Raw genomic sequence first — 866 nt, 5'->3', positions numbered from 1 at the left:
CGCCAGGGTCACGCCCAGCAACGTCGCAAGACCCGTGCCCCCGGCCGCCGCCTGCGCAAACGGAAAGCGTTTGTCGTCGGCATCCCACGGCGCATGATCGGAGGCGATCGCATCGATCGTGCCGTCGGCCAGCGCGGCCACCACCGCCTGCCGGTCCGCTTCGGCCCGCAGCGGCGGCGACAGCTTGGCATAGGTGCGGAAGTCGCCGATCGCCGTTTCGTTCAGGTCGAAATAGGGGGGGGCCGTGTCGCAGGTCACCGCGATGCCCCGCGCCTTGGCCGCGCGGATCAGCGCCAGCCCCTCCGCCGTCGAGACATGCCCGAAATGCAGCCGCCCGCGCGTCATCTCCGCCAGCCGGATGTCGCGCGCGATCATGATCGCCTCGGCCGCCAGCGGAATCGACGGCAGGCCCAGCCGGGTGGCCAGTTCGCCTTCGGTTGCGCACCCGCCACGCGCCAGCGACGGCTCCTCCGGGTGTTGCACCACCATCGCCCCAAAGCCACGGGCATAAGACAGGATCGTGCGCATCGTCCGCGCGTCGGCGATCGCCTGCGTGCCGTCGGTGAACGCGATGGCCCCGGCTTCGCGCAGCAGCCCGATCTCGGCCATTTCCTTGCCCGCGCAACCACGCGTGGCCGCACCGTAGGGCAGGATCGAAATCGCGCCCGTTTCGTCGCCGCGCTGGCGCAGAAGACGCACCAGCGCCGGATCGTCGATCGCCGGCAGGCTGTTGGGCAGGACGGCCATCGTCGTGACCCCCCCGGCCGAGGCCGCGCGCGCGGCCGACGCCACCGTCTCGCGATATTCGTAACCCGGCTCGCCGATCGCCACGCGCATGTCGACCAGCCCCGGACACAGAACGGCAC

1 protein-coding gene is annotated in these 866 nt (G+C 71.4%); it reads right to left on the bottom strand.

Annotated features, from left to right (window positions below; all coding sequences use genetic code 11):
• The coding region (locus HUK82_RS16945; protein WP_176615010.1) for a dihydroorotase at positions 1–866 on the bottom strand (866 nt) is incomplete at both ends.

It is taken from the genome of Ameyamaea chiangmaiensis (assembly GCF_013376175.1).
GTDB lineage: Bacteria > Pseudomonadota > Alphaproteobacteria > Acetobacterales > Acetobacteraceae > Ameyamaea > Ameyamaea chiangmaiensis.
Note: the sequence above shows the minus strand (reverse complement) of the source record. Positions and strands in the feature narration are given on the sequence as shown.